This is a genomic window from Mesorhizobium sp., from assembly GCF_004963255.1.
Lineage (GTDB): Bacteria > Pseudomonadota > Alphaproteobacteria > Rhizobiales > Rhizobiaceae > Mesorhizobium.
This window is the reverse complement of record NZ_SUGA01000011.1, coordinates 119,998-140,553: the sequence shown is the minus strand read 5'-3', so window position 1 is coordinate 140,553 and position 20,556 is coordinate 119,998. Positions and strand designations below refer to the sequence as shown.

General features: G+C 65.1%; 19 protein-coding genes. 12 read left to right on the top strand and 7 right to left on the bottom strand.

Features of this window, described 5'->3' with window-relative positions:
* The first annotated feature begins 147 nt into the window (after positions 1-147).
* The 5 genes from E5X34_RS15055 (at position 148) to E5X34_RS15035 (ending at position 5,706) form a co-directional block, all read left to right on the top strand.
* On the top strand, positions 148-2,313 hold the full coding sequence (locus E5X34_RS15055; protein WP_292565932.1) for a malate synthase G: 2,166 nt from the start codon (positions 148-150) through the stop codon (positions 2,311-2,313).
* A gap of 256 nt (positions 2,314-2,569) precedes the next feature.
* A complete protein-coding gene (locus E5X34_RS15050) occupies positions 2,570-3,229 on the top strand; it encodes a L,D-transpeptidase (RefSeq protein WP_292565930.1) in 660 nt (219 codons plus the stop codon).
* Positions 3,230-3,239: 10 nt separating this feature from the next.
* Positions 3,240-3,755: an OmpA family protein gene (locus E5X34_RS15045; protein WP_042647319.1), complete on the top strand. Its 516-nt coding sequence runs from the start codon at positions 3,240-3,242 to the stop codon at positions 3,753-3,755.
* A 620-nt stretch (positions 3,756-4,375) separates the two neighbouring features.
* Complete coding sequence (locus E5X34_RS15040) at positions 4,376-4,963, top strand: DUF308 domain-containing protein (RefSeq protein WP_292565925.1); 588 nt, start codon at positions 4,376-4,378, stop codon at positions 4,961-4,963.
* 155 nt (positions 4,964-5,118) lie between these two features.
* Positions 5,119-5,706, top strand: a complete 588-nt coding sequence (locus E5X34_RS15035) for a TetR/AcrR family transcriptional regulator (RefSeq protein WP_292565921.1) — start codon at positions 5,119-5,121, stop codon at positions 5,704-5,706.
* Positions 5,707-5,758: 52 nt separating this feature from the next.
* Here the strand turns inward: E5X34_RS15035 and E5X34_RS15030 are convergent, their stop codons facing one another.
* The 5 genes from E5X34_RS15030 to E5X34_RS15010 all read right to left on the bottom strand — a co-directional run bounded on the left by E5X34_RS15030 (position 5,759) and on the right by E5X34_RS15010 (position 11,212).
* Complete coding sequence (locus tag E5X34_RS15030) at positions 5,759-7,288, bottom strand: YifB family Mg chelatase-like AAA ATPase (protein ID WP_292565919.1); 1,530 nt, start codon at positions 7,286-7,288, stop codon at positions 5,759-5,761.
* Between the two features lie 245 nt (positions 7,289-7,533).
* The gene (locus E5X34_RS15025; RefSeq protein WP_292565916.1) at positions 7,534-8,655 is read right to left on the bottom strand and encodes a hypothetical protein; all 1,122 of its coding nucleotides are present in this window, start codon (positions 8,653-8,655) and stop codon (positions 7,534-7,536) included.
* A gap of 7 nt (positions 8,656-8,662) precedes the next feature.
* Positions 8,663-9,616 (bottom strand): glutathione synthase, encoded by a 954-nt coding sequence (gene gshB, locus E5X34_RS15020; protein WP_292565913.1) that lies wholly within the window; start codon positions 9,614-9,616, stop codon positions 8,663-8,665.
* 217 nt (positions 9,617-9,833) lie between these two features.
* A complete protein-coding gene (locus E5X34_RS15015) occupies positions 9,834-10,208 on the bottom strand; it encodes a GtrA family protein (RefSeq protein WP_292565910.1) in 375 nt (124 codons plus the stop codon).
* On the bottom strand, positions 10,208-11,212 hold the full coding sequence (locus tag E5X34_RS15010; RefSeq protein ID WP_292565907.1) for a glycosyltransferase: 1,005 nt from the start codon (positions 11,210-11,212) through the stop codon (positions 10,208-10,210). The genes E5X34_RS15015 and E5X34_RS15010 overlap by 1 nt, the downstream gene beginning before the upstream one ends.
* A 125-nt stretch (positions 11,213-11,337) precedes the next feature.
* On the opposite strand from E5X34_RS15010, the gene E5X34_RS15005 reads away from it, so the two are divergent.
* The 7 genes from E5X34_RS15005 to E5X34_RS14975 all read left to right on the top strand — a co-directional run bounded on the left by E5X34_RS15005 (position 11,338) and on the right by E5X34_RS14975 (position 19,400).
* Entirely contained in the window at positions 11,338-13,137 is a 1,800-nt protein-coding gene (locus tag E5X34_RS15005; protein WP_292565905.1) for a GtrA family protein, read from the top strand.
* Between the two features lie 246 nt (positions 13,138-13,383).
* Positions 13,384-14,733 carry an EAL domain-containing protein gene (locus E5X34_RS15000; protein ID WP_292565990.1) on the top strand — a complete coding sequence of 450 codons (1,350 nt, stop codon included), beginning with the start codon at positions 13,384-13,386 and terminating at the stop codon, positions 14,731-14,733.
* A gap of 300 nt (positions 14,734-15,033) precedes the next feature.
* Positions 15,034-15,801, top strand: a complete 768-nt coding sequence (locus E5X34_RS14995; RefSeq protein WP_292565902.1) for an SDR family oxidoreductase — start codon at positions 15,034-15,036, stop codon at positions 15,799-15,801.
* A complete protein-coding gene (locus tag E5X34_RS14990) occupies positions 15,798-16,730 on the top strand; it encodes a 2-dehydro-3-deoxygalactonokinase (RefSeq protein WP_292565899.1) in 933 nt (310 codons plus the stop codon). The genes E5X34_RS14995 and E5X34_RS14990 overlap by 4 nt, the downstream gene beginning before the upstream one ends.
* Entirely contained in the window at positions 16,730-17,365 is a 636-nt protein-coding gene (locus tag E5X34_RS14985) for a 2-dehydro-3-deoxy-6-phosphogalactonate aldolase (protein ID WP_292565896.1), read from the top strand. Before E5X34_RS14990 ends, E5X34_RS14985 begins: the two co-directional genes overlap by 1 nt.
* Positions 17,362-18,240 carry an SMP-30/gluconolactonase/LRE family protein gene (locus E5X34_RS14980; protein WP_292565894.1) on the top strand — a complete coding sequence of 293 codons (879 nt, stop codon included), beginning with the start codon at positions 17,362-17,364 and terminating at the stop codon, positions 18,238-18,240. The genes E5X34_RS14985 and E5X34_RS14980 overlap by 4 nt, the downstream gene beginning before the upstream one ends.
* A gap of 107 nt (positions 18,241-18,347) precedes the next feature.
* Complete coding sequence (locus E5X34_RS14975) at positions 18,348-19,400, top strand: D-alanine:D-lactate ligase-like protein (protein ID WP_292565893.1); 1,053 nt, start codon at positions 18,348-18,350, stop codon at positions 19,398-19,400.
* On the opposite strand, the gene E5X34_RS14970 is transcribed toward E5X34_RS14975, so the two are convergent.
* Together E5X34_RS14970 and pyrF are read right to left on the bottom strand one after the other, a co-directional pair.
* On the bottom strand, positions 19,397-19,684 hold the full coding sequence (locus tag E5X34_RS14970; RefSeq protein WP_292565890.1) for a DUF1330 domain-containing protein: 288 nt from the start codon (positions 19,682-19,684) through the stop codon (positions 19,397-19,399). The genes E5X34_RS14975 and E5X34_RS14970 overlap by 4 nt on opposite strands.
* Positions 19,685-19,858: 174 nt before the next feature.
* Complete coding sequence (pyrF, locus tag E5X34_RS14965; protein ID WP_292565987.1) at positions 19,859-20,542, bottom strand: orotidine-5'-phosphate decarboxylase; 684 nt, start codon at positions 20,540-20,542, stop codon at positions 19,859-19,861.
* Between the last annotated feature and the right edge of the window lie 14 nt (positions 20,543-20,556).

Genomic DNA, 20,556 nt, shown 5'->3' with positions numbered 1-20,556 from the left:
CATCCGTCTCGGCGCTCGCGCGCCGATCCACCTTCTCCCACAAGGGGAGAAGGACAAACCGCCCCGCCCTTCACCCTAAGCCGAATTGACCCCGCAACCCCAAACATGCCAAAGGCCCCGGCAAGCTACCTATCTGGAGACGTGCTGATGACCGACCGCATCGAGATCGCCGGGTTGCGGATTGCCCGGGAGCTCCATGACTTCGTCGCCGAGGAGGCTACGCCCGGCACCGGCATCGATCCGGAAAAATTCTGGGAAGGCTTTTCCGCCATCGTCCACGATCTCGCGCCGAAGAACCGGGCGCTGCTCGCCAAGCGCGACGCTATGCAGGAGAAGCTCGACGGCTGGTACCGCGAAAACGGCGCGCCGATCGACATGGAGGCTTACAAGGCCTTCCTGAAGGAGATCGGCTATCTGGTGCCGGAAGGCCCGGCGTTCAGCGTTTCGACGGAGCATGTCGACCCCGAGATCGCCATCGTCGCCGGGCCGCAGCTCGTCGTGCCGGTGATGAACGCGCGCTATGCGCTCAATGCGGCCAATGCGCGCTGGGGTTCGCTCTATGACGCGCTCTACGGCACCGACGCCATTCCCGAGACCGGCGGCGCCGAGAAGGGCAAGGGTTTCAATCCCGCGCGTGGCGCGAAAGTCATCACTTGGGCGAAGGATTTCCTCGACCAGTCCGTGCCGCTGACCACGGGCAAATGGGCCGGCGTCAACGGGCTGTCGGTGGCGAATGGCGCGCTGAAGGCGGGCGAGGGCGCCGGCGCCACGACGCTCGCCGACCCGAAGCAGTTTGCCGGCTATCGCGGCGATGCCGAGAATCCCGAAGCCGTGCTCCTGGTCAAGAACGGCCTGCATATCGAGATCGTGATCGACCACGCCAACCAGATCGGCAGGACCGATCCGGCCGGCATTGCCGACGTCATCCTGGAATCGGCCTTGACGACCATCCAGGACTGCGAGGACTCGGTTGCGGCCGTCGATGCCGAGGACAAGGTCGTCGTCTACCGCAACTGGCTCGGCCTGATGAAGGGCGATCTCACCGAGGAGATCACCAAGGCCGGCAAGACTTTTACCCGCAAGCTCAATTCCGATCGCCGCTACACCGCACCCAATGGCGGCCAGCTGCTTTTGCCTGGACGCTCGCTGATGCTGGTGCGCAATGTCGGCCACCTGATGACCAACCCGGCGATCACCGACCGCGATGGAAACGAGGTGCCGGAAGGCATCATGGATGCCGCGCTCACCGCGCTGATCGCGCTGCATGATGTTGGCGAGAACGGCCGCCGCGCCAATTCCCGCGCGGGCTCGATGTATGTGGTGAAGCCGAAGATGCACGGGCCGGAAGAGGTTGCCTTCGCCGTCGAGATCTTCGATCGCGTCGAGGCGCTGCTCGGCATGGCGAAGAACACCATCAAGATGGGCATCATGGACGAGGAGCGGCGCACCACCGTCAACCTCAAGGAGGCGATCCGCGCGGCCAAGGAGCGCGTGGTGTTCATCAACACCGGCTTCCTCGACAGGACAGGCGACGAGATCCACACCTCGATGGAAGCCGGCCCGATGATCCGCAAGGGCGACATGAAGCAGGCCGCCTGGATTTCCGCCTATGAGGCCTGGAACGTCGACACGGGGCTCGAATGCGGGCTCGCCGGCCATGCCCAGATCGGCAAGGGCATGTGGGCGATGCCGGACCTGATGGCGGCGATGCTGGTTGAGAAGATCGCGCATCCCAAGGCCGGCGCCAACACCGCCTGGGTGCCGTCGCCGACGGCGGCGACGCTGCACGCCACGCATTATCACAAGGTCGACGTGCACGCAGTGCAGGCGGCGCTGAAGAGCCGGCCGAAGGCGAAGCTCGACGACATCCTGTCCGTGCCGGTAGCAAGGCGGCCGAACTGGACGCCGGACGAGATCCAGCGCGAGCTCGACAACAACGCGCAAGGCATCCTGGGCTACGTCGTGCGCTGGATCGACCAGGGCGTCGGCTGCTCGAAAGTGCCCGATATCAACGATGTCGGCCTGATGGAGGATCGCGCCACGCTGCGGATCTCCTCGCAGCACATCGCCAACTGGCTGCGCCACAAGGTGTGCTCGGAAATCCAGGTCAGGGACTCGCTGCAGCGCATGGCGGCGATCGTCGACCGCCAGAATGTCGGCGACCCGCTCTACCGCCCGATGGCGCCCGACTTCGACAATTCCATCGCCTTCCAGGCCGCCTGCGACCTGGTGTTCAAGGGCACGAGCCAGCCCAACGGTTATACCGAGCCGGTGCTGCATGCGCGGCGGCTGGAGCTGAAGGCACGCGACTGAACGGAACACTGGAAGAAGGGGCGAGTTAAACCGGCGCGATCATTCTCATCGGTTGGCGCCGCCCCCTCGTTCCCTGCCGGGCCTGAATCTTCCCGAGAGAATGGCCGGCTAATCGTGGCGGGGAAAATGGCCACTTCAGTCGAATGTGTTCTACAAAGCTGCCGGTTCGGAAGCGGCGGCCCACGCAGCATTTTCCACTTTGAGGCGAAATAATTCTCTACTATGGTCCGCCGAGCTAAGGCATGGGGGATTGCCGATGGTTCTATCCCGCAGGGATGTCGTGCTCGGCGGCGTGGCGCTGGTCGCGGTCGGTGCAACCGGCACTGTTGTTCAAGCCGCGGCGGCAAAATCCTTTTTCGCCGGTACCGCCATCGACAACAATTTTGTCTATCGCAAGACCAACTTCGCCAAGATCGACAAGAGATGGCATCGCCAGATCGTCAAGTATTTCAGCAGCGAGCCGGTCGGCACTGTCGTGGTCGATACCCGCCACCACTTCCTCTACCTCATCATGGAAAACAAGACCGCCATCCGCTACGGCGTCGGCGTCGGCAAGGAAGGCTTCAAATGGTACGGCCGCGCGACGATCGACCGCCGCGCGCTGTGGCCGCAATGGGTGCCGCCCCCCGAAATGCGTAAGCGCAGGCCGGAGCTGCCGGCCATGATCGAAGGCGGCGCGCCCAACAACCCGCTAGGGCCGCGCGCGCTCTACCTGTACCGCGACGGCGCCGACATCGGCTACCGTCTGCATGGCACGCTGGAGCCATGGAGCATCGGCACCGACGCTTCCAGCGGCTGCATTCGCATGTTCCCGGAAGATATCATCGACCTCTACCAGCGGTGCCCTATCGGCACCGCGGTGGAGGTCCTGCCGCACATCGCCGACCAGGCGCCCGCTTCCACCACTGTCGAATGATTGGCGCATCATGGACCGCATGATTGAAAACACGCGCCGGCTGCTCGCCGCCAGCCTGCTGGTGCTGACCGCATCCTGCTCGACCAGCGAAACGCTGGCCCCTTCCATGACGCCCGACGTCACCAACACCCAGATTGCCGGCTTCCAGAACGTGCAGCCGGGCAGCGAGGAGGATTTTATCCTCAATGTCGGCCGCCGCACCTATTTCACGAAAGGTTCGGCCGCGCTCGATTCTGTCGCCAAGACTACCCTCGACACCCAGATCGCCTGGTTGTCAAAGTATCCGCGCTGGCTGCTCAAGCTGCAGGGTTTCGCCGACGATCCCGGCGCCAGCGAAACAGCGCTGTCGCAGCAGCGCGCCGATGCGGTGATGAACTACCTCGCCGCCGGCGGCATAGACCGCAATCGCATGTGGGCCAAGGGTTACGGCAAGGACAGGCTCGTCCGCGACTGCCCCGACGCCGCCTGCAGGTCGCAGAATCGCCGCGTTGTATCTAATTTGCGCGATGAGAGAGACGAGTCGTAGGGCGCTGCTGTTTGCTTGTTACCAGCTCAGAGTCTCGCAACGTGACGCCGGCATGGCTGCTTTGCGCACAATTTCGTGCGTTGATGTGAGCACTGCCGCCGCCTGAAAGCAGACATTGCCCCGAGCCGGGGGACGCAGTTGCGCCATCAATGCCCGTTCGGCGACGCGGCCGACGTTCGCGCTCCGATGCGGTCCCTCCTGTCGCATTCGCCCTAGGACCTCGTCCGTCGCCAATTGGTCAAATCACGTCGACGCAGCAGGGGGCTCAAGGGTCTGCTTCTAAAGCAATTCCAGTGTGGGCGGTTTTCCGTCCGGAATTGCGTAAAAACAAAGAGATAGGGCGTTTCGCCGGTTCATGAAACGGTGAAACGCACGGTGAAACGCACTAAGAATCCGAGGCTCACAAGCCAACCAACCGCTATCGGCCGCAGTTCGGGCCGTTGCAAACGATCGCTGATGACAGACTTGGCCGCTTAACGCCGTCGGCGACCCGACGGGCGCAAGCAGCCGCCGATCACATAAACGAGATACCGAGGTGATCGGAAACTAACCCGAAAGGCATTGACGATATCTGTCTACCTACTAGTTGGTAGGTAGTAGTCTTGATAAGAGGAATCGCCATGTCTGCACAAATGCATCAAAGCCCGGCCCAGTCTTCGAACGCCTGGCTAAAAACCTACTACTATCTGCGGTTCGCCGTATCGGCCGCCTGGGTCGCGGCGGCCTTCACCGTCGCGAAAAACAGCCCGCCGCTCGCCGCCGTCATGCTGGTGGCCTATCCCCTATGGGACGCGCTTGCGAACTACCTCGATGCGCAGCGCAGCGGCGGCCTCGGCCGCAACAGGTCGCAACTGCTCAACTTCGTGGTGAGCATCGTCACCGCGATCGCGGTCGCTATCGCGCTTGGCTACAGCATGAACGCGGTGCTCGCGGTCTATGGTGTCTGGGCCGCCTTCTCCGGCGTGTTTCAGCTTCTGACGGCGGTTCGGCGCTGGAAGACCAATGGCGCCCAGTGGGCGATGATCCTGAGCGGCGCCCAGTCGGCGCTGGCCGGTCTCTTCTTCGTCAAGATGGCGGGCGGCGCGGAGGCCATCGGCATCGCCAATGTCGCGCCCTACGCCGCTTTCGGCGCCTTCTATTTCCTGGTGTCCGCCGTGTGGCTTTCGGTGAGCGAGATGCTTCGCAGGTCGCCGCAGGCCGCGCGTTGAGATTTCCTCCGCCGGAGGTTAGAGCAATTCCAGGAAAAGTGTGCGCGGTTAGGCTCGGCATCTTCGCCGTAGCCTTCCGGCGGGAATTGCGTCAAAACAAGGAGATAGAGCGTTTCGCCGTTTCCGTGAAACGGTGAAACGCTCTAGGCATGCTTATGGACAGGCCTTCGAACACCGCCGATGACATCCTGGCCGCCGCGCGACGCTTCATCGTCGCCGGCGGCTATAACGGCTTCAGCTACGCCGATATCGCCGAGGTGGTCGGTATCCGCAAGGCGAGCATCCATCATCACTTCCCGAGCAAGGTCGACCTCGTGCAGACCCTGGTCAGGCGCTACCTCGAGGATGCCGTGACGGGCATGACGGAGCTTGAGCGCAACGTGCCTGAGCCGCCCGAGCTGCTGCGAACCTATGCCGGCTTCTGGGCCCAGTGCATCGAGGACGCCAGCAGGCCGTTTTGCGTCTGCGCGCTGCTCGCCAGCGAGCTTCCCGCCCTGCCGCCGGAGGTTGCTGTGGAAGTCCGTGCGTATTTTCAGTTTCTGTCAGGCTGGCTGACAGGCGTGATCGAGCGCGGCGCCTGGCAAGGTACATTGACGATCGCCGCCGCGCCTCGCGTCGAGGCCGAGGCCTTCATGGCGACCGTGCACGGAGCGATGCTTTCCGCCCGTGCCTATGGCGATGTCCTGACCTTCAGCATGATCTTGGCGCCGACGCTGCAGAAGCTGATCCCCGAGGCCGATTGAAGAGGAACTCAGGAGCGAAGAAACCGTCTCGGCCTCCTTGCGAGTTCCTTGACTACGCCGCCTGCGCCATCCGCTCGGCGCTCATGCGATAGGAAATCGCTTCGGCGAGATGGATACGGCCGACCGTCTCGCTGGCGTCGAGGTCGGCCAGCGTGCGCGCCACCTTGAGCACGCGGTGATAGGCTCGCGCCGAAAAGCCGAGCTTCTCGCTGGCGTCCTTGAGCAGCGTCAGTCCGGCGGCATCGGGCTTGGCGATCTCCTCGATGATCGAAGGCGGGCAGTGCGCGTTGGTGGTGGCGCCGGCGCCCAGCCTTTCCAGCCTTTCGCGCTGCATGGCCCGCGCACGCGCCACGCGCTGCGCCACCGCAGCGCTTGTCTCGGCCTTGTCCGGCCGGATCAGGTCGCTCGCCGACACCGCCGGCACTTCGATCCGAAGGTCGATGCGGTCGAGCAGCGGGCCGGAAATGCGCGCCTGGTATTCGGTGCGGCAGCGGTCGCCGCGCAGACAGCGATAGCCGGGCTCCCCCGACATGCCGCAGCGGCACGGATTCATCGCCGCCACCAGCTGGATGCGCGCCGGATAGGTGACACGGTGGTTGGCACGCGCGATCATGCAGTCGCCGGTTTCCAGCGGCTGGCGCAGCGCATCCAGCGTCTGCGGCGTGAACTCCGGCAGCTCGTCGAGGAACAGCACGCCGTGATGGGCGAGCGACACCTCGCCCGGACGCGCGCGCAAGCCCCCGCCCACCATCGCCGCCATCGAGGCGGAGTGATGCGGCGCGCGGAACGGCCGCCGGTCGGTGAGCTTGCCCTCGCCGAGCTCGCCGGCGACGGAAGCGATCATCGAGACTTCCAAGAGCTCCTTCGGGGCCAGTGGCGGCAGGATCGAGGGCAGCCTTTGCGCCAGCATCGACTTGCCTGAGCCGGGCGGCCCGACCATAAGGAGATTGTGGCCGCCGGCGGCAGCCACTTCCACCGCCCGCTTGGCGCTTTCCTGGCCCTTGATGTCGGCGAGGTCCGGCAGGTCGCGCGCGGCGAGCTGAATGCCGGCCTCGGGCCGCGACAGCACCTGCGTGCCGCGAAAATGGTTGGCGACCGCGATCAGGCTGCGCGGCGCCAGGATATCGAAATCCTTGCCGGCCCAGGCGGCCTCCGGTCCGCAGGCGAAGGGGCAGATCAGGCCCTTGCCTTCGGCATTGGCGCCGATCGCCGCCGGCAGCGCCCCGGCCACGCCGGCGATCGTGCCGTCGAGCGACAATTCGCCCAGCACCACATAGCCGGCGAGCATATCGCCTGGGATGGCGCCCAGCGCCGCCATTAGGCCGAGCGCGATCGGCAGGTCGTAATGACTGCCTTCCTTGGGCAGGTCCGCCGGCGCGAGGTTCACCGTCACCTTCTTCGACGGCATCGACAGTCCCGATGCGTGCAGCGCCGCCTGCACGCGCTCGCGGCTCTCGGCCACCGCCTTGTCCGGCAGACCGACGATCTGCATGCCGACCTTGCCCGGCCCGACCATCACCTGGACATCGACCGGCAAGGCCTCGATGCCCTGGAAAGCCACCGTGCGAACCCGCGCCACCATTTGTCTCAAGCCCCCGGCAGCAACCCCTGCGATTGTCCAAGAATGAAGCCTCGTTGAGACAATCACAGTTCTTCCGTCAAATCAAGAACATTACGAGAACAGGCAAACGCTGTGGTTGCAGGCGGATTGTGCCCCGGGTGCAAAAGCGGAACATCGTTAAGGCAAAAGGAAAACGGCTATCGCCGCAGACTCTCGACCCGTCGAAAAGGCGAACAGTCCCTCCGGCAATCCGGGGCTGTTGCCGTCTAAGCGGTGATGAAAGCATCGACCGTACCTGAAAGCGATCGATCGATTGCGATGTGGGGTGGAAGCCACTCCATGACAGGATATCGGAAGGGCCAAGGCATGGCGATCCGGCGCGAAGAACCGCTTTCCAGAAAAATCTCATTTACAAGGTCTATGAACCGCCCGCGGTCTCGTTCAACTCGCTTCAAAGTTTGCGAACGAATATAAGCCCGGGGGATGCGTCGCGCCTTCAGCGCTAAGACAGCCTCCGCGATGGATCGAGGATCGGGTGGAACTGTAAGCGAATAATCGTCATCCAGATAAAGGTCCCGGCCACCCTGGTTCGGGGTCGTGACAACAGGTAGCCCCGCGAGAAGATATTCTGTGCTGGCGAACATTGGTCCCTCCATTTCAGAGAGACAAATTCCGACGGCTGCACGGTTTAGATGCATGTTCACCTGAGCCGACGCCAACCGGACAGGCTTGCCGGTGCTGTCAAACTCATTGATGAACACGTGACCCGGCGCGAGCTCCCTGTGCCGATTTATTCGCGCCCTTTCCGACTCCGTCGTGGATGATCCGGATGAATCGCGATAGAAGACAAATGCGCAACGCTCGATGCCAAGGGACAAGTCGTGGCGTTTCCACGGAGCCAGTTGCGCATTGTAGATTGCATCAAATTCTACGGGGACGTCCTCGAGGGGCCTGAATATGTGTTCGGAGGTTGTTGAAGTCTTGTTGTGCAGGACGGCGGCCTCACCGGACTGATTCAAGAGATCAGCCTCGGCCTGTGTGTTGGACAGGAAGATCAGCGTGTGACGGGGGTTCCTAAGCCTATGCAGAACGGCATAGGTCCGGATCGTTTTGACGCTGGAAATGTTTTCGATGGACCAGGTTGGCGAGATGAGAAACCAGGCACGGTGGCTGCGTGGAAGGACAGGCATGTGACTTGCCAGTCCGAGCGGTGTGCCGGACATTCCCGAATAGGATATGAAGGGATCGTCCGACAGCAAACTTGCCTGAAGAGCAGGTTGCGACTTCGCGGTAGGATACCCTTTCCGGAGATAGCGGCGATGGCGCAACATTGCCGCGACAATCTCGAATACGGTAGGAGGGCGGTAGCCGTGCTGTCGCGTCAACATGCGGCACTTACGCGGCCGACTTCAGCCGCTTCCCCTCGACGCAATCCCAGAACAGGCCGGCGATATCCGCGCCGCCAAAGCGCTTGACCTCGCGGATGCCGGTCGGCGAGGTGACGTTGATCTCGGTCATGTAGTCGCCGATCACGTCGATGCCGACCAGGATGAAGCCGCGTTCTTTCAGGGAAGGCCCGATGCGGGCGCAGATCTCGCGCTCGCGCTCCGTCAGCTCCGTCTTCTCGGCGCGGCCCCCGACATGCATGTTGGAGCGCGAATCGTGCTCGGCCGGCACGCGGTTGATGGCGCCGACCGGCTCGCCGTCGATCAGGATGATGCGCTTGTCGCCCTTGCGCACGTCCTTGAGGTAGCGCTGCACGATATAGGGCTCGCGGAACAACTGTCCGAACATCTCGAGCAGCGAGGCAAGATTGCGGTCGGCCTCGTGCAGGTGGAAGATGCCGGCGCCGCCATTGCCGTAGAGCGGCTTGACGATGATGTCGCCGAATTCCTTGCGGAAGGCCGCCACTTCCTGGGGGTCCTTGGTGATCAGCGTTTCCGGCATCAGGTCCGGGAATTCGGTGACAAAGATCTTTTCCGGGCTGTTGCGCACCCAGGCCGGGTCGTTGACCACCAGCGTCTTCGGGTGGATGCGCTCCAATATATGCGTGGTGGTGATGTAGTTCATGTCGAAGGGCGGGTCCTGCCTCAGCAGCACCACGTCCATCTCGGAGAGATCGGTGCGCACCTTCTCGCCCAGCGAATAATGGTTGCCCTTCTCGTCGCGCACCTGCATCTCCTCGACGCGCGCGAACACCTTGCCGTCCCGCATCGACAGCCGGTCGGGCGTGTAGTGGAAAAGCTTGTGGCCGCGCCGCTGCGCTTCCAGCGACAGCGCGAAGCTGGTGTCGCCGGCGATCGACACGGTGGAGACATGGTCCATCTGGACGGCGATTTTCAGCGGCATCTCGGGTCTCCGGCAAACTCAGTCGCCGATATAAGGAAATCGGCGGCGTCTGCCAATCGTGCTTGCTTGGTGCAGACGCTCAGAGACCGTTTCGAAATTCGCTCTGGCGAGTCGTATGGTGGTGGCTTCGAGAACCGGAGCGGACTTCGGGTCCGTGAGCACCGGAAGCGGAGAAGCCGCCATCAGATGGCCGCCAGAGTAGAATTTCCAAGCGGTCTCAGCGGTCGAAGACCAGCCTGGAATAACCCAGGAAGGACAGCGTCATGGCGACGATCGAGGCGATGGCGAGCGCGGCCAGCGGTGGTAGGGCCGGCAGCGCGAGCAGGACGGCGCAGTAGACCAGGTAGTTGACGATGCTGGTGGCGATGCCGACGCCGCCATAGCGGGCGCCTTCCTCAGCGATGCTCCGGCTCGACGGCGCGAAGGTGACATGGCGGTTGATCTGCCAGGTGACGCAGAGCGCGAAGCCGATCGACAGCACGCGCGCCGAAAGCGCGCCAAGCGGCGTGGCAGCAAGCAGCAGCCAGAGCGCCGCCGCGTCGGCGGCAAAGCCGACGCCGCCGGCAAGAGTGAAGCGGAAGAGGCGGCCCACTATGCCGCCCTTGGGGCCTTGCCCGGCTCGCTTTTCGGCGAGGCCTGCGCCGGTACCCCGCGCTCTGCCCGGCCTGAGGAGATCGACAGATAGAAGATGCGCTTCTGCTCGGCCCGGCCGCGCGACACCGAATCGAGGATCAGCCCGGTCATCATCGAGAGCATGGCCAGAAGCAGCATGCCGATCGACAGCACCCATGTCGGCATCCGCGGCACGAGCCCCGTCTCGGCGAATTCGATGACCACCGGGACCATCAGGCCGATGCTCGCCGCCAGGAAGAACAGCGCGAAGGTGCCGAAGAAGCGCAGCGGCTGCGTCTCCTTCACCAGCATGGCGAACATCCACAGGATCCTGGCGCCGTCGCGGAAAGTCGACAGTTTCGACGACGAGCCCTCCGGGCGGCGGCCGTAATCGAGCGCCATCTCGCTCACCGGCAGTTTCAGCTGCGAGGCATGCACCGACATCTCGGTCTCGATCTCGAAGCCGCCGGAGACGGCGGGGAAGCTCTTGACGAAGCGGCGCGAAAACACCCGGTAGCCGGAGAAGATGTCGGTGAAATCGGTCCCGAACAGGCCCTTGTAGAGCCGGTTGAAGATGCGGTTGCCGAAGGCGTGGCCGTTGCGGCCGGCATCGTCGGTCACGCCGCGCCTGGTGCCCACCACCATGTCCGAGCGCTCGGTCTGCAGCACGTTGATCAGCTGCGGCGCGTCTTCCGGCGCATAGGTGCCGTCGCCGTCGGCCATCACATAGATGTCGGCATCGATGTCGGCGAACATGCGCCGCACCACATTGCCCTTGCCCTGGCGCGGCTCTCGCACGACGATGGCGCCAGCGGCGCGGGCCTTCAGCGCCGTCAGGTCCTTGGAATTGTTGTCGTAGACATAGATCGCGGCCGACGGCAGGGTCTCGCGGAAGCGCCGCACGACCTCGCCGATCGTGAGCTCCTCATTGTAGCAAGGCAGGAGCACGGCGATGACCGGCTCGTGGCGGACTGCATGCGGCATGTCTGTCTCCGGACGCCCGAAAGCCACCGGCCGGCCTGATGCCGGTCCCGTCGAGCCGTTTTACTATTTATTGAAGCCGTTAAGGCTAGGTTTAAACCGATCCTCTCCCGTCAAAGGTCACGGCAATGGGCACAGCCGACAACGGCGCCGCCGCGTGGAAATCCGACCTGGTGCTGGCGCTGCTTGCCGCCCTGCTCGCGCTCGCCATCGACGCGTGGACGGGATTCGGCCCGCTGACCGATGCCGGCGGCGACAATGACGATCTGCTGCGCCTCGTCGAGGTCCGCGACCTGCTTGCCGGTCAGGGCTGGTTCGACCTGCACCAGTACCGCATGGGGCTGGAAGGCGGCTTCGTCATGCACTGGTCGCGGCTGGTGGATGCGCCGATCGCCGCGATCGTGCTTGCCGCCTCGGCGCTCACCGGCAGCAGGCCGCTTGCCGAGGACGTGGCGCAGGTGCTGTGGCCGGCGCTGCTCTTCTGGTCGACCCTGTTCTTCACCGCGCGCGCCGCGCGCAGCTTCGGCGGCGCCGGCGCGGTGCTGCCCGCCATCCTGGTCGGCGGCGCTGGCTGCTATTTCCTCGGCATCTACGACCCCGGCGCGCTCGATCACCATAACGTCCAGCTGATGCTCACCATGGCGAGCCTCGCTTTGCTGCTCGAGGCGCCTGCCCGGCGCTGGGCCGCGCTGTTGTCCGGCCTCTGCGCGGCGCTGACGCTCGCCGTCGGCATGGAAACCGTGCCTTACGTCGCCACCATGGGCGTCTGCGTGTCGCTGCTGTTCGTCGCCGATCCGAGCGGCGAGCGGACAATCGCCCGCGATTTCGGCCTCGGCTTCGCCGGCGTCGCAGCACTTGCCTTCGTCGCCACCATCCCGCCTTCCGCATGGGGCGCGGCACAATGCGACGCCTTCTCGGTCGCGCAGCTCGCCGTCGCCGCCATCGCCGGCATCGGGCTGGCGGCGATCGCCTCTGTGCCGGCCGCAGCCAGCAGCCGGCAGCGCCGGCTGGCGTCGCTTGCCGCGCTGGGCCTGGTCCTCGGCGTGGTCGTGGCGGCGCTGTTCCCGCAATGCCTCTCGGCCCCCTATGCCAATCTCGACCCGCGCCTCAAGGAACTGTGGCTCGACCATATCGACGAGGCCCAGTCGCTGTTCACGCTGCTTGTCCACGATCCGGCGCGCGTGGCGGCGCGTTATGCGACGCCACTGGTCGCGATCATCCTGATAGTGCTGCGCTTCCGCCGCGGCGGCTGGCGGCGGCAGGACAGCCTCGTCGCGGCGCTGCTTGCCGTCTCCTTCGTGGTCGGCGCCTGGCAGCTGCGCGGCACCACCTTCTCGATCGCCTTCGCGGTCATTCCGCTGTCGGCCTGGATCGCGAAATGGCGGGCGCGGGCCGAAGCCGGCTCTTCGCCCGGCGTGGCGCTGCGCCTTGCGGCCGTCTGGCTGGTCTCGATCAACCCGGTCTGGACAGGCGTTGCCGCCGCCGCCTCGGTGGCGTTCGAAAAAAGCCCGGCTGTCGCCGACCGCGGCACGACGGACAAGGCCTGCGAGAAGAAGGCCACCTTCGCGCCGCTTGGCGGGATGAACGGCACCACCGTGCTTGCGATCTCCAATCTCGGCGCGCCGATCCTCCTCTATAGCGGCCACAAGGTCTTCGCTGGCCCCTATCATCGCAATGTCGCCGGCAACCTCCTTGCGCTGGATGCCTTTCTCGGCTCGGCCGATGACGCGCGGCGGATCGTCGAGGCGCATCGTGTCGGCCTCGTCGCCATCTGCCCCGGCAATGGCGAGAGCCGGACCCTGACTCAAAAGGCGCCACAGGGCTTCCTCGCCGGGCTGCTGCGCGGCAGCGTGCCGGACTGGCTCGAGCCGGTCAACGAGACCAAGGGCAGCCCGATCGAGCTCTATCGCGTCAGGCAAGCCGGTTAAAAGGAAAGCGCGAGCGGCGTGCGCGGTCGCACCACCGGAGCCAGCCCGGAAAGAGTATTCGATGTCTATATTAGAAGTTTCGAATGAACGAATATTTGGGAGCGGGCTGGAAGTCCTTGTCCGAGGCTGAACCGTTGCCGGCGGCGCAAGCAACTCCTGGACAAAGGAAAATCGATTTTCCGATACTTTTCCTAAACGCTTTGGTGCCAGTCTGATGAGAAATACCGACATCAGAACAGGGACATGATGCAAACGACGTTTGGCACCGGTCAGCCAGGCAGGGAAAACACGGATCTGGCCTTCACGGATTCGTTGACCGGGCTCGGCAACCATCGTCGCTTCTTCGACAAGGTCGATCGCCTGATCAGCGACCGTGCCGACGACCCCGCGCCCTTCACCGTCGGCATCCTCGACCTCGACGGCTTCAAGCCGATCAACGATCTGTTCGGCCACAAGGCCGGCGACGACATCCTGGTCCAGGTGGCGATGCGCCTGCGCGCCTCGATGGACGGCTATTCCACCGTCTGCCGTATCGGTGCCGATGAGTTCGCCTATCTCTACCCGATGGTGTTCTCCGAGGAGCAGGCGGCAGAGAAGTCGCGCATGCTGATCGAGATATTGTCGGCGCCCTATGATGTCGGTGAGCGCACCGCAAGGCTGTCGGCCTCGGTCGGCTGCTCGCTCTTCTATTCCGGCGACGAGACCACCGAGATCCTTGTCAACAAGGCCGAGACGGCGCTTTACCACGCCAAGCGCTCGGGCCGCGGTCGCGTCGTCGTCTACACCCGCGAGATGGAGGAGGCGGCCAAGCGCGTCACCCGCATCGAGCAGGCGCTGCGCCGCGCCGTCTCGGCCGGCGAGGTGGAGCCGCATTTCCAGCCGATCGTCGATTTGAACAGCCGCCGCACCATCGGCTTCGAGACCCTGGCGCGCTGGACCGACCGCGACCTCGGCGTCGTGCCGCCATCCGTCTTCATCCCGATCGCCGAGGAACGCGGCATCATCGGCCCGCTGTCGCAGCTGGTGCTGCGCAAGGCGACGGAAGCGGCGCGCAGCTGGCCGAAGGATCTGTTCCTGTCCTTCAACCTGTCGCCCTCGCAGCTCGTCGACCAGAACACCGGCCTGCATATCCTGGCCATCCTCGAGCGCACCGGCTTCGACCCGCACCGGCTGGAGATCGAGATCACCGAGACCGGCCTGATGAACGATCCGGCCTCGGCCGAGAAGATCGTCGAGGACCTGCGCCGCGTCGGCATCCGCGTCTCGCTCGACGATTTCGGCACCGGCCAGTCCTCGCTCGGTCGCCTGCGCGAATTCCATTTCGATAAGCTCAAGATCGACCGCGCCTTCGTCTCCTCCATTCTCGACGACCGGCCCTCGGAGCATATCATCCGCGCCATCCTCGCCATGTGCGAGGGGCTCGGCATGGACGTCGTCGCCGAAGGCATCGAGGACGAGGCGCAGGCCGATCGCCTCGTCCAGTTCGGCTGCGCCGGCGGCCAGGGCTATTTGTTCGGCAAGCCGGTCGATGCCGACGCCACGCTCGGCTATCTGCGCGATTCCTATCGCGGCGCGCTGCATGCCAAGGCGATCTGACAAAGGTCTGTCGATATTCAGGTGAGGCCGGTCTGCAAATGGCGGCTTCCTGCGCTTCCGGTGCTCAGGTACTTCACGCACGCTCCGCTCCGGTTATCGGTACCCACCCAGTTTGGTCGCTTCGCGCCCGTCTTCGACTCCGACTCGGCCTGACCTGAATCTCAACGAACCTGAGCTGCTTCCGGAGAGACGGAGGTGCAGATCTCATTTGTCGGACATAAGCTGCCGAATGCGCCATTTCGCCCTTGCCCCTCGGCCCGGTCTGGCTAGGATGCGCGCCGGCCAAAGGGAGAAGAAATCATGATGCCATCGGCACGCTTTGCCGACCTCGACGGCGCCTCGGTGCTGATTACCGGCGGCGGCTCCGGCATCGGCGCGGCGCTGACCGAAGGTTTCATGCGCCAGGGCTCCAGGGTCGCCTTCATCGACATCGCCGACAAGCCAAGCACGGCCCTTGCCGACCGACTGGAGAAGGAGCTCGGCCGCCGTCCGCTCTATCTCAAGGCCGACCTGCGCGACATCGAGGCGCTTCGCGCCGCCGCGGCCAAGGCGGCCGAAGCGCATGGCGATGTCACCGTTTTGGTCAACAACGCCGCGCTCGACGACCGCCACGCCGTGGAAGACGTTACCGTCGAGTTCTGGGACAACAATCTCGCTATCAACCTGCGGCCGCATTTCTTCACCGCCCAGGCGGTGGCGCCCGGCATGAAACGCGCCGGCGGCGGCTCGATCATCAACTTCACCTCCACCTCCTATCTGATCAACCACCCCGATATGCCGGCCTACACAGCGGCCAAGGCGGGCATACTCGGCCTGACGAAAGGCCTGGCCGGCAAGCTCGGCGCCGACCGCATCCGCGTCAACGCGGTGGCGCCGGGCTGGGTCATCACCGAGCGCCAGCGCGAGCTCTGGGTGACCGATGCGGGCCTCGCGGCCCATGTCGCCAAGCAGTGCATCAAGGACGTGATGCAGCCCGACGACATGGTGGGCACGGTGCTGTTCCTGGCATCCGACGCCTCGCGCATGCTGACGGCCCAGATGCTGATTGTCGACGGGGGCTTCCTGTGAGTTCGGCACCGGCGGTTGCAGCGCTCGACTGGGGCACCACCAGGCTGCGCGCCTGGCTGCTTGACGGCTCCGGCAAGGTGCTTGCCGAGCGGCGCGGCGACGACGGGCTGATCACCGCCCGCGAAAAAGGTTTTGCCAAGGTGCTGGAAGGCCACCTTGCCGCCATGGGCGCGCCGGAGGCGCTGCCGGTCATCATCTGCGGCATGGCCGGCTCCCGGCAGGGCTGGATCGAGGCACCCTATGTCACCGTGCCGGCGCCGATCGGCGCGATCCTGCGCGGCGCCGCCCGCATCGAGGGCACGCGCCGCGACATCCGCATCGTGCCTGGCCTCGCGCAGCGCCTGGCCGACGCGCCGGATGTCATGCGCGGCGAGGAGACCCAGCTTGCCGGCGCCGGTTTGCCGGCAAAGGGAAGGCATCTGGTCTGCATGCCGGGCACCCATTCGAAATGGGTCGCGGTCGAGGACGGCGCCGTCGAAGGTTTCGGCACCTGGCCGACCGGCGAACTGTTCTCCGTCCTGGCCAGGCACTCGATCCTGAAACATTCGCTGGGCGAGCATCCCGCTCCGGTCGCCCCAGACAGTCCGTTCTTCCGGCAATGGTGCGAGCGCGCCTTGGCCGAGGACGGCGATGTCACCTCGAAGCTGTTCGCCATCCGCGCCGCGGGGCTTCTGCAAGACCTGCAGCCCGCCGACGCGGCGGCATGCCTGTCCGGACTGCTGATCGGCGGCGAGATCGCCTCGGCGAGGCGCCGCTATGGCGCCGGCGAAGCGCCGGTGGTGCTGGTCGCCTCGGGCGCGCTGGCCACGCTTTATGGCACGGCGCTCGGCTTTGCCGGCCTTGCCTTCCGCAGCGTCGACGCCGATGAAGCGGTGCGTGCCGGCCTTGTCGAGGCCGCGCGCGAGAACGGCATGATTGGAGGCGCTTGATGATTGAGACCGCACCCTTCCCGAAGCTCAAGCGCGGCCTTGTCGCCATTCTGCGCGGCTTGAAGCCGTCCGAGGCGGTGGCGATCGGCAAGGCGATCCATGACGCCGGTATCGAGGCGATCGAAGTGCCGCTCAATTCGCCGGAGCCGTTCGTCTCCATCGCCGATCTGGTCAAGGCGCTGCCGCAAAGCGCGCTGATCGGTGCCGGCACGGTGCTGACGGCGGCGGACGTCGACGACCTGCACAAGGCCGGCGGCAGGCTACTGGTCAGCCCCAACATCGATGCGGAGGTCATGGGCCGCGCCATGCATCATGGCATGGTGACGATGCCTGGCGTGTTCACGCCCACGGAAGCTTTCCAGGCGATCCGGCTCGGCGCTTCGGCGCTGAAGTTTTTCCCGGCAAGCGTGCTTGGAGCGAGCGGCATCGCAGCGATCCGCGCTGTGCTGCCGGCAACGACGTTGATCGGCGCCGTCGGCGGCGTCTCGGACAAGGACTTTGCCAGCTACAAGGCGGTCGGCGTCAGCGTCTTCGGCCTGGGATCCAGTCTCTACAAGCCGGGCGCGACGGTCGAGGAGGTGGCGCGGCGCGCCAGCGCCGCGGTCGCCGCCTGGGATGAAGCTTTCGGAGGATGACAATGGAAGGCGTTTCGGTTTTTTCCGACCATATCTGCGAGCTCGGCGAAGGCCCGAGCTACGATCCCGCCATCGACACGCTGTTCTGGTTCGACATCGTCAACGGCAAGCTCCTGGAAAAGCCGATCGCCGGCGCCCTGAAGGTGCATGACCTCGGCGTCATGGCCAGCGCCATCGCCGTCATCGACGCCGGCCGCCAGCTCATCGCCACCGAGATCGGCCTGCAGGTGAGGGACGTGAAAACCGGCAGGCTGACGCTGCACACGCCGATCGAAGCCGATAATTCGGTGACGCGCTCCAACGATTCCCGCGTCCATCCCTGCGGCGCGCTGTGGACAGGCACGATGGGCAAGGGCGAGGAGAAGGGCGCGGGCTCGATCTACTGGTTCTTCAAGGGCGAATTGCGCCGGCTGTTTTCCGGCATCACCGTCTCGAACTCGATCTGTTTTTCGCAGGACGGCACGATCGCCTACTACACCGACACCGCGACCGGGCTGCTGATGCGCGTCGCCTGCGATCCGACGACAGGCCTGCCGGCCGGCGAAGTGAAGGTGTTCGTCGATCATCGCTCCTCGAAAGGCTATATCGACGGTTCGGTCGTCGACCGCGACGGCGTGCTGTGGAACGCCGTCTGGGGCGGCAGCGCGGTGAAGGCCTATGCGCCGGACGGCACGCTGCTGCGCGAGATCGACATGCCGGTGACGCAGGCTTCCTGCCCCGCCTTTGTCGGCGCGAAAGCCGACCGCCTCGCTGTGACCTCGGCCTGGAGCGGCAAGGACGAAAAACAGCGCGCGCTCGATCCGCAAGCCGGCATGACCTTCCTGCTCGATATCCCGGTCAACGGCCGCTTCGAGCCGCGCGTGCTGATCGCATAAGGCGGTTGAACACTACTATCAGGCAATCGCCTTAGGCCGGTCGGTTTCCCGCAAGCCGGCCGCTGCGGCCATGCGATGGTAGCGCCTGATTTCGCCCGGAGCATTCGATGCCACAGCCGACCCTCATCCTCGTCTACGAGCCGGAAAAGGCCTGTCTCGCCCGCCTGTCCGCCGACGGATACCCGGCGGATCGTGCCCTGGAAATCTCCTCCTATCTGGCGCAGTCGACCGACCTTGCGCCCGAATTCAACCTGCTCGCCGCCGCCTGCGAGAAGCGCGGTCTCGCTTTCAAGCCTGTCGAGCTCGACGATGCGGCGCCGGTTCTGGCAAAGGCCGATCCCGCCACAACGCTGGTCTGGACGCTGACCGACGGCATTGCCTATTTCCGTGGCGGCGCTTCGCCGGCGCTGGCGCGGCTGAACGGGCTGCGCACCGTCGGCGCCGACGATTCGCTGTTCGCGCTCTGCCAGGACAAGCTGCGCTGCGGCGCCGTGCTCGGCGCGCTCGGTCTGCCGGCGCCGCAGGCCGGCCTGGCGCGCAATGGCGAATGGCTGGTCGAGCCGCCGGCCTCGCCCAAGGGCTGGTTCGTCAAGCCGAATCGGCTCGGCGCCAAGATCGGCATCTGGCCGGATTCGCGCATCACTGATCTCGGCCATGCGCTGGAGCTTAGCCGGCGCGTCTTTTCCCATTATCGCGACGACGTCGTCGTCCAGCCCTATGTCGCCGGCCGCAACGTGCGCGCGAGCTTCCTTGGGCTGAAGCCCGAAACCGGCATCGAAGCGCTTGGCATCTTCTTCGTCGATTCCGGCGGCGATTTTCAGACCATGGCCGACTCGATGGCGCTTTATGGCGAGACCGGCCAGGCCGCGAAGGATGCGGGCACCTATGTCGAGCCGGAGCTGGAGGCTGTCGGCGCCAGCCAGCCGGAGGCGGATCGGAAAATCCGCGCCATCGCGCAGAGGCTGATAAGCGGTCTCGGCCTTGAAGATGTCTTTTCCGTCGACTTCAGGGTCGAGGCCGACGACACCGTGCACCTCATCGAGTTCGAGGTCTGCCCCGGCCTGCCCTGCTTCGATTTTCGCGACTACTGCCGCAGACAATGGGGCATGACCCTTGCCGATGCGATGGCGGAGGCAGCCGCCAACAGGCTCTTTCGCTAAACGCCCTCCACCAGCACGATCTCGCCATCGGCGACTTTCTGGCGGATGGCGGCGGCGCGCTGGTATTCCGGTGAGTGGTAGCAGTCATGCGCCACGGCCAGCGTTTCGAACTCGATGATGACGTTGCGGGCGCGCCCCGGCCCTTCCGCCTTTTCGTGCTCGCCGCCGCGCGCCAGGAATTTCGCCCCGAAGCGGTCGAAGGCGAGCTTCGCGGCGGCGACATAATCCTTGTATCCCTCCGCGTCGCGCACATCGACGCGAGCGATCCAATAACCCTTGGGCATGCGTTCCTCCTGTTTGCGCGCGCCCGGAGCGAGGACCGGTTCCGAAAGTCGCTCCGGTGAGGCAGCTGGTGGTGTTTTCGAGAACCGAAGCGGAGCGTACTTAAAGTACGTGAGCACCGGAAGCGAAGAAAACGCCGCCGGATGACCGCCGGAGTAGAGTTTCAGAACCGGTCCTCAGGCCGACTGCATCTCGGCGATTATCGCCTCGGCCGCGGCGCGGCGGTCCGGCGCCTTGATGATCGGCCGGCCGACGACGAGGTGGCTGGAGCCGTTGCGGATCGCCTGCGCCGGCGTCACCACGCGCTTCTGGTCGCCATGGTCGCTGCCCGACGGGCGGATGCCCGGGGTCACCACCGCCATGTCGGGTCCGACGATCCGGCGCACCGCTTCGGCCTCCTCCGCCGAGCAGACGACGCCGCCCATGCCGGCATGCAGCGCCTGTTCGGAGCGCCTGAGCACCAGGGTGTGCGGGTCGTATTCATAGCCGGCATCGATCATGTCCTGCTCGTCCATCGAGGTCAGCACCGTCACCCCGAGCAGGCAGAGCTCGCTGCCCTTGGCCGCTTCGACAGCCGCTCTCATGGTTTTGGGATAGGCGTGCAGCGTCAGCATCGTCATGCCCATCTTGACGATGTTCTCGACGCCCTTGGCGACCGTGTTGTCGATGTCGAGCAGCTTCATGTCGAGGAACACTTTTGTGCCGCCGCTGGCGAGCTCCCGCGCGAAGTCCAGCCCGCCGGCAAAGGCCAGCTGGTAGCCGATCTTGTAGAAGGAAACGGCGCCTTCGAGCTCGCGCACCGCCTTCTCGGCCTCGCTCAGCGTCGGCAGGTCGAGCCCGACGATCAGCCTGTCTCGCATCGTGTTGGCCTCCG

Excerpts from the sequence above, each read along its gene's own strand:
- E5X34_RS15055 (WP_292565932.1), top strand. The coding sequence starts at position 148 with ATGACCGACCGCATCGAGATCGCCGGGTTGCGGATTGCCCGGGAGCTC.
- E5X34_RS15040 (WP_292565925.1), top strand. The coding sequence starts at position 4,376 with ATGTCTGCACAAATGCATCAAAGCCCGGCCCAGTCTTCGAACGCCTGG.
- gshB (WP_292565913.1), bottom strand. The coding sequence starts at position 9,616 with ATGCCGCTGAAAATCGCCGTCCAGATGGACCATGTCTCCACCGTGTCG.
- E5X34_RS14970 (WP_292565890.1), bottom strand. The coding sequence starts at position 19,684 with ATGCCCAAGGGTTATTGGATCGCTCGCGTCGATGTGCGCGACGCGGAG.
- E5X34_RS15000 (WP_292565990.1), top strand. The coding sequence starts at position 13,384 with ATGCAAACGACGTTTGGCACCGGTCAGCCAGGCAGGGAAAACACGGAT.
- E5X34_RS15030 (WP_292565919.1), bottom strand. The coding sequence starts at position 7,288 with ATGGTGGCGCGGGTTCGCACGGTGGCTTTCCAGGGCATCGAGGCCTTG.
- E5X34_RS15010 (WP_292565907.1), bottom strand. The coding sequence starts at position 11,212 with ATGCCGCATGCAGTCCGCCACGAGCCGGTCATCGCCGTGCTCCTGCCT.
- E5X34_RS15050 (WP_292565930.1), top strand. The coding sequence starts at position 2,570 with ATGGTTCTATCCCGCAGGGATGTCGTGCTCGGCGGCGTGGCGCTGGTC.
- E5X34_RS15035 (WP_292565921.1), top strand. The coding sequence starts at position 5,119 with ATGGACAGGCCTTCGAACACCGCCGATGACATCCTGGCCGCCGCGCGA.
- E5X34_RS15025 (WP_292565916.1), bottom strand. The coding sequence starts at position 8,655 with ATGTTGACGCGACAGCACGGCTACCGCCCTCCTACCGTATTCGAGATT.
- E5X34_RS14980 (WP_292565894.1), top strand. The coding sequence starts at position 17,362 with ATGACAATGGAAGGCGTTTCGGTTTTTTCCGACCATATCTGCGAGCTC.
- pyrF (WP_292565987.1), bottom strand. The coding sequence starts at position 20,542 with ATGCGAGACAGGCTGATCGTCGGGCTCGACCTGCCGACGCTGAGCGAG.
- E5X34_RS15045 (WP_042647319.1), top strand. The coding sequence starts at position 3,240 with ATGGACCGCATGATTGAAAACACGCGCCGGCTGCTCGCCGCCAGCCTG.
- E5X34_RS14975 (WP_292565893.1), top strand. The coding sequence starts at position 18,348 with ATGCCACAGCCGACCCTCATCCTCGTCTACGAGCCGGAAAAGGCCTGT.
- E5X34_RS15005 (WP_292565905.1), top strand. The coding sequence starts at position 11,338 with ATGGGCACAGCCGACAACGGCGCCGCCGCGTGGAAATCCGACCTGGTG.
- E5X34_RS14985 (WP_292565896.1), top strand. The coding sequence starts at position 16,730 with ATGATTGAGACCGCACCCTTCCCGAAGCTCAAGCGCGGCCTTGTCGCC.
- E5X34_RS14995 (WP_292565902.1), top strand. The coding sequence starts at position 15,034 with ATGATGCCATCGGCACGCTTTGCCGACCTCGACGGCGCCTCGGTGCTG.